The sequence below is a fragment of the Streptomyces sp. NPDC002265 genome (assembly GCF_040296125.1).
GTDB lineage: Bacteria > Actinomycetota > Actinomycetes > Streptomycetales > Streptomycetaceae > Streptomyces.
In genome coordinates this window covers 1-6,758 of the sequence record NZ_JBEOWS010000444.1, presented here as the reverse complement: position 1 = coordinate 6,758, position 6,758 = coordinate 1, and the positions used below count along the sequence as shown (strand labels likewise).

The window sequence follows — 6,758 nt, the reverse complement described above, 5'->3', positions numbered from 1 at the left end:
GGCGTTCCAGATGTAGCCCGCCCGGGTGATCCGGTCACCGGGGGCCGACCCGTCGGACCCGGTGTGCGACATGTTCTGGTGCGCCGCCATGTCGGCGCTGTGCGCCTGGGCGGCCTTCGTCAGGGTCGCGTTCACGGTCAGGGGCGAGCAGCCGACCTTGCTGCGCTCGGCGTTGACGAGTTCGACGACGCGCGCGGTGGCCGCGGTCGCCGTGGCGGTGGCCGAAGGCGTCGCGGTCGGCTTCGGGGTGTTCACCGGCTCCGGTGCGGCCGTCGACTCGGGCGTGTTCGTTGCCGCCGGGGTGTTCGCGGGCGCGGGGGCGGCCGAGGCGGGCGGCGCGGTCCACGGGACGTGCGGGGTGCGGGTGCCGTGCCCGGGCGTCGCAGCCGCATTGGGCTTGTGGGTCTTGGGCTTCGCCCGGTGCGAGGGGGCGTCGGCCGCGGAGGTGGTCTTCGGCGTCGTCGTCGCGGTGGGCGTGTCGCCGTCCCAGACGCGGTTCCAGAGGAACTGGTCCCGCCAGTCCGCGCTCAGGGTGTGCGCCGCGGTGGGGGTGGAGCCGGTGGCCCCGCTGCCCGGCCAGTCGACGCAGGCCATGGCGGCGGACGGCACGCCCACGGCCGCCACGGCGACGGCGGCGATGACTATCCGCCGGAACTGCTTGCTCTTGCGATGCCTTGCCATGCGTGACCTCACTCGGTAGTCGCGGAGCGCCCTCGTGCGGCTGGCTCTGCGCGGACTCCGCTTCTGCGAGCGCGGAGACGTCCTGCCGGTCGACATTCTTAGGACGTCCTCATATGGGGCGCAAAGGGCGCCTGGACCCCCTCGCTACTACGCCGCTTCGTAGGCTTTGGGGGTTCTTGCCACGGAGGTGGGGGCGTGCTGACCGTGGGTCCGTGGCGCCCTTCGCGCGCCTGGCGACACGTCAGAAAGCCTCAAGGGCAGGACGGTGGGGGCGCACGCCGGGCGGGTGGATCTTCATGGCTTCGGGCGGAATGCCCGCTTGGGTCAAGACGGACAAATCTCATATGTCGCCAGAGCGGCATCTACTACCCGGCATGGTTGATACGGAGGGACCGGGTGACGCATGTCACGGAACCAGGTCTTCCGGTTCTGGCCGGTCCTCGTCCGGCGCCCGACGCGGCCCTGTCAAGCGCGCGTGCTTTCAGGTGACCTCACCGCCTGTCTCCGCGGCCGAGCGGCCCGGCAACCCCGACCATCGCAGTCGGCGGGGACGTCCTCGCCCGCACCTCGCCCTCCGGGAGGCAGTCGTGCACATCCTGCTCGTGGCCGGCGCGTTCAACAGCCTCACGCAGCGTGTCCATGCCGAACTGCGGGATCGCGGCCACACCGTGGCGGTGGAGCTCGCACTGCCCGGCCGGTCCCTGCCCGAAGCCGTCCGGCGGCACGAGCCGCAGCTCGTCCTGGCGCCGATGCTGAAGACGGTCGTCCCTCGGGAGGTGTGGTCGGCGTACACCTGTCTGATCGTGCATCCGGGTCCCGTCGGCGACCGGGGTCCCTCCTCGCTCGACTGGGCGATCCACGAGGGCGCCGACCGATGGGGCGTGACCGTCCTCCAGGCCGAGGAGGAGCTGGACGCCGGTGCCGTGTGGGCGTCCGTCTCCTGCCCGCTGCCCGCGGTGGGCAAGAGCGATCTGTACCGCAACGAGATCGCCGACGCCGCCCTCGCGGCCGTCCTGCTCGCGGTGGAGCGCTTCGTGAGCGGAACCCATGTGCCGCTCCGTCAGCGGTCACCCGACGGGACCGACCCGGCCGTAGCCGCCCCCGCGTCCGACGTCGGAGCCGTTCCCGCGTCCGAGCTCGGAGCCGCCCTCGCGTCCGAGGCCGCAGCCGCCCTCGTCCCCGCGTCCGAGGCCGGAGCCGTCCCCGCGTCCGAGCTCGGAGCCGCCCTCGCGTCCGAGGCCGCAGCCGCCCTCGCGTCCGAGCTCGGAGCCGTCCCCGCGTCCGAGGCCGCAGCCGTCCCCGCGTCCGAGGCCGGAGCCGTCCCCGCGTCCGAGCTCGGAGCCGTATCTGAGTCGGCGGCCGAAGCTGCCCCTGCCCCCGCCCCCGCGTCCGCGACCGCAGCCGAGGCCCTGCCCGGCCTTGCGGACGCCATGGTCGTCCCGCCGCGCACCCGCCCGTACCTGGACCAGAGCGTCCGGCGCATCGACTGGTGCGCGGACGGCACGGCGACCGTTCTGCGCAAGCTGAGGGCCGCGGACTCGCGGCCCGGGGTGCTGGACGTGCTGCTCGGCGGGGAGTGGTACCTCCACGGCGGCCACCCCGAGGAAGGGCTGCGCGGCCGCCCCGGCGAGCTGCTGGCCACCCGGGCCGGGGCGCTGTGCCGGGCGACGAAGGACGGCGCCGTGTGGATCCCCGAACTGCGGCCCCGCCGCCGGTCGGGCGGGCCGCGCACCTTCAGGCTGCCCGCCACGCAGGCCCTCGGCGACCGGCTGCCCGCGCTGCCGGAGCTGCCCGCGCCCCCGCTGTCGTCCCCCCGTGCCCACAACGGCACCTGGACGGACATCCGTTACCGGGAGGACGGCGAGACGGGCTTCCTCTCGTTCTCCTTCCCGGGCGGTGCGATGAGCACCGGGCAGTGCCGCCGGCTGCTCGCCGCGTACCGGGAGGTCTGCGAGCGGCCGACCACGGTGCTCGTGCTCGGCGGTCCCCGGGACTTCTTCTCCAACGGCATCCACCTCAACGTCATCGAGGCCGCAGCCGACCCCGCCGCCGAGTCCTGGGCGAATATCAACGCCATCGACGACCTGGTGGAGGCGGTGCTCACCACGACGGACCGGCTGGTGGTCGCCGCCGTGGCGGGCAACGCGGCGGCCGGCGGCGTGATGCTCGCGCTGGCGGCCGACGAGGTGTGGTGCCGTTCGGGCGCCGTCCTGAATCCGCACTACCGTCTGATGGGCCTGTACGGCTCGGAGTACTGGACGTACACGCTGCCGCGCCGGGTGGGCTCCGCCGCGGCCGAGCGGATCATGAGTGAGGCGCTGCCGATGAGCGCCGTGGGCGCCCGGCGCGTGGGCCTCGTGGACCAGGTGCTCGAGTGCGCTCCGCAGGACTTCCCGGCGCGGGTCGGCGCCCTGGCGTCCCGGCTGGCGTCGCTGCGGGGCACCGGCGCGCGGATCGCCGCGAAGAAGGCGGAGGCCGAACGCCGGCAGAGCGTGGCGCCGCTGGCGGGTTTCCGGGAGCGGGAGCTGGCCCGGATGCGGCGGACGTTCGAGGATCCCGACGCCCCCTACCACGCACTGCGCCGCGCGTTCGTCCGCAAGGACGGCCCGCTGCGCTCATGACGTCGCCGTCACCGGAACGGCCCACGCCGACGACCCATCGGGTCCCGATCGCTGGTAGCAAGAACAGTGATGGTCGAAATATTGGCTTTTGTTCCTCAAAGCCGCGAGGAGGCGGTCCCATGACTGCAGCAACGCCGCGCCCGGTCGACGCTGCGGACGGCGGAAGTGCGCCCGCAGACGAGGCACCCCCGATCCACATTCTCTGGATCAACGCAGGGCTGAGCTGCGACGGCGACTCGGTCGCGCTGACGGCCGCCATGCAGCCGAGCATCGAGGAGATCGTGCTCGGCGTGCTGCCCGGCCTGCCGAAGATCCAGGTGCACTGGCCGCTGATCGACTTCGAATGCGGTCCGGTCGGTGGCGCCGACACGTTCATCGAGTGGTTCTTCAAGGGGGAGCGGGGCGAGATCGACCCGTTCGTGCTCGTCGTCGAGGGGTCCATCCCCAACGAGGCGATCAAACCCGAGGGCTACTGGTGCGGCTTCGGCGACGACCCGGAGACTGGCCAGCCCATCACGACCAGTGAGTGGATCGACCGGCTCGCCCCGAAGGCGCTCGCGGTCGTCGCCATCGGCACCTGCGCCACCTACGGCGGCATCCACGCCATGGCCGGCAACCCGACCGGCGCCATGGGTGTGCCCGACTACCTCGGCTGGGACTGGAAGTCGCAGGCAGGCATCCCCATCGTGTGCGTGCCCGGCTGCCCGATCCAGCCCGACAACTTCTCCGAGACGCTCACGTACCTCCTGTACCAGGCCGCCGGCGCCGCCCCGATGATCCCGCTGGACGACAAGCTGCGTCCGGCCTGGTTGTTCGGCGCCACCGTGCACGAGGGCTGCGACCGCGCCGGCTACTACGAGCAGGGGCAGTTCGCCGAGACGTACGACTCGCCGAAGTGCCTGGTCAAGCTGGGCTGCTGGGGTCCGGTCGTCAAATGCAACGTGCCCAAGCGCGGCTGGATGAACGGCATCGGCGGCTGTCCCAACGTCGGCGGCATCTGCATCGCCTGCACCATGCCGGGCTTCCCCGACATGTTCATGCCCTTCATGGACGAACCGCCCGGGGCCCGGGTGTCCAGCACGGCGAGTGGCGCGTACGGCGCGGTGATCCGCAAGCTGCGGTCCGTGACGGCCAGGACCGTGGACAAGGAGCCCAAGTGGCGCCAGACCGGGGAGCGCATCACCACCGGCTACCGGCCGCCGTGGTGAACCCCTGACCCCACGTGAACCCGAGCCCCATGTGAGCCCCCGGTCCACGTGAGTCCCCGATCCATGTGAGCCCCCGACCCGACCCACCCCCCCACACCCGCGCGCAACGAAGGGCACGGCACACCGAGATGGCACCGACGACGAAAGCGGCCGGCGACGGCACCGGCCTGGTGGAGATGGCCTGGGACCCGATCACCCGGATCGTGGGCAGCCTGGGCATCCACACCAAGATCGACTTCAAGCAGAAGCGGGTCGCGGAGTGCTACAGCACCTCGTCGGTCTTCCGCGGATACAGCGTCTTCATGCGCGGCAAGGACCCCCGCGACGCGCACTTCATCACCAGCCGTATCTGCGGCATCTGCGGTGACAACCACGCCACCTGTTCGGTGTACGCCCAGAACATGGCGTACGGCGTGAAGCCCCCGCACCTCGGTGAGTGGATCCTCAACCTCGGTGAGACCGCGGAGTACATGTTTGACCACAACATCTTCCAGGAGAACCTGGTCGGGGTCGACTACTGCGAGAAGATGGTCAAGGAGACCAACCCCGGTGTCCTGGAGCTGGCCGAGCGCACCGAGGCCCCGCACGCCGCCGAGCACGGCTACCGCACGATCGCCGACATCATGCGCTCGCTGAACCCGCTCGAGGGCGAGTTCTACCGTGAGGCCCTCCAGGTCAGCCGCTACACCCGGGAGATGTTCTGTCTGATGGAGGGGCGCCATGTGCACCCCTCCACGCTCTACCCGGGCGGCGTCGGCACGGTCGCCTCCGTGCAGCTCTTCACGGACTACCTCAGCCGCCTGATGCGGTACGTCGAGTTCATGAAGCGCGTGGTGCCCCTCCACGACGACCTGTTCGACTTCTTCTACGAGGCCCTGCCCGGGTACGAGGAGGTCGGCCGCCGGCGTGTGATGCTCGGCTGCTGGGGGGCGCTGAACGACCCCGAGTACTGCGACTTCACGTACGCCAACATGACGGACTGGGGCCGGCGGATGTTCGTCACCCCCGGTGTCGTGGTCGACGGCAAGCTGGTCACCAACGACCTCACCGAGATCAACCTCGGCATCCGCATCCTGCTGGGCAGCTCCTACTACGAGGACTGGGAGGGCCAGGAGCAGTTCGTCACGCACGACCCGCTCGGCAACCCGGTGGACCCGCGCCACCCGTGGAACCAGCACACCATCCCCGCCCCGCAGAAGCGGAACTTCGACGACAAGTACAGCTGGGTCATGTCACCGCGCTGGTTCGACGGCAAGGACCACCTCGCCCTGGACACCGGCGGCGGCCCCCTGGCCCGACTGTGGTCCACCGCCCTGTCGGGGCTCGTCGACATCGGCGGCGTGAAGGCCACCGGGCAGAGCGTCGTCATCACCCTGCCGCGCACCATGACCAAGCCGGAGACCACCTTCGAGTGGAAGATCCCCCGGTGGTCCAACGCGCTGGAACGCAACCGCGCGCGCACCTACTTCCAGGCGTACTCCGCCGCCGTCGCCCTGCACTGCGCGGAGCAGGGGCTCGCGGAGGTCCGGGCCGGACGGACCCAGACCTGGGAGAAGTTCGAGGTCCCGGACGAGAGCATCGGCTGCGGCTTCACCGAGGCGGTCCGCGGTGTGCTCTCCCACCACATGGTGATCCGCGAGGGCAAGATCGCCAACTACCACCCGTACCCGCCCACCCCCTGGAACGCCAGCGTCCGCGACTCCTACGGCACCCCGGGCCCGTACGAGGACGCGGTCCAGAACACCCCGATCTTCGAGGAGAACCCCCCGGAGAACTTCAAGGGCATCGACATCATGCGGGCCGTCCGCAGCTTCGACCCCTGCCTGCCGTGCGGCGTCCACATGTACGTGGGCGGCGGCAGGACCGTGCAGAAGATGCACGTGCCCACCGGTCTGAGCGGACTGGGCGGTTGAGCGCGGTGACGTCGACGGACACGGCGCCGGCGACGAACACGGCGAAGACGGCGCGCGCGGTGAACGCGGCGAACAGGGTGAGTGCCGAGCAGGCCGGCCGCCGGGTCGAGGAGGTGCTGGACCGGCTGGCGGCCGGCGGGGACCGCGCCGCCGCCGAGGCGGCCGAGGAACTCGTCAGATCCCTCATGGACTTCTACGGCTCCGGTCTGGCCCGGATCGTCCGGCTGCTGTCGGCGGGGGGCGGGCGGCGCCCCCGGGGGCGCCCCCCCGGGGGCCGCCCGCGGGGGGGGGGATCCGGGGGTGTCGCGCGGTGCCGTGCTCGCCCGCCGGGTCAG

5 protein-coding genes are annotated in these 6,758 nt (G+C 71.6%); 4 read left to right on the top strand and 1 reads right to left on the bottom strand.

Annotated elements, in window-relative coordinates; translation table 11 throughout:
* On the bottom strand, window positions 1–681 hold a 681-nt coding region (locus ABT085_RS41970), incomplete at its 3' end, for a CAP domain-containing protein (protein WP_351621074.1).
* Between the two features lie 587 nt (window positions 682–1,268).
* Here ABT085_RS41970 and ABT085_RS41965 point away from each other — a divergent pair.
* The 4 genes from ABT085_RS41965 to ABT085_RS41950 form a co-directional block, all read left to right on the top strand.
* On the top strand, window positions 1,269–3,302 hold the full coding sequence (locus ABT085_RS41965; protein WP_351621071.1) for a hydrogenase maturation protein: 2,034 nt from the start codon (window positions 1,269–1,271) through the stop codon (window positions 3,300–3,302).
* Between the two features lie 119 nt (window positions 3,303–3,421).
* Window positions 3,422–4,510: an NADH-quinone oxidoreductase subunit B family protein gene (locus tag ABT085_RS41960; RefSeq protein WP_351621068.1), complete on the top strand. Its 1,089-nt coding sequence runs from the start codon at window positions 3,422–3,424 to the stop codon at window positions 4,508–4,510.
* 128 nt (window positions 4,511–4,638) lie between these two features.
* Window positions 4,639–6,423, top strand: coding sequence for a nickel-dependent hydrogenase large subunit (locus tag ABT085_RS41955; RefSeq protein WP_351621065.1), 1,785 nt, complete (start codon window positions 4,639–4,641; stop codon window positions 6,421–6,423).
* Window positions 6,424–6,482: 59 nt separating this feature from the next.
* Window positions 6,483–6,758, top strand: a 276-nt coding sequence (locus ABT085_RS41950; protein ID WP_502982949.1) for a NifU-related iron-sulfur-binding protein, incomplete at its 3' end; no start/stop codon positions are given.

Coding starts and splice junctions, on each gene's coding strand:
- ABT085_RS41955 (WP_351621065.1), top strand. CDS start 4,639: ATGGCACCGACGACGAAAGCGGCCGGCGACGGCACCGGCCTGGTGGAG.
- ABT085_RS41960 (WP_351621068.1), top strand. CDS start 3,422: ATGACTGCAGCAACGCCGCGCCCGGTCGACGCTGCGGACGGCGGAAGT.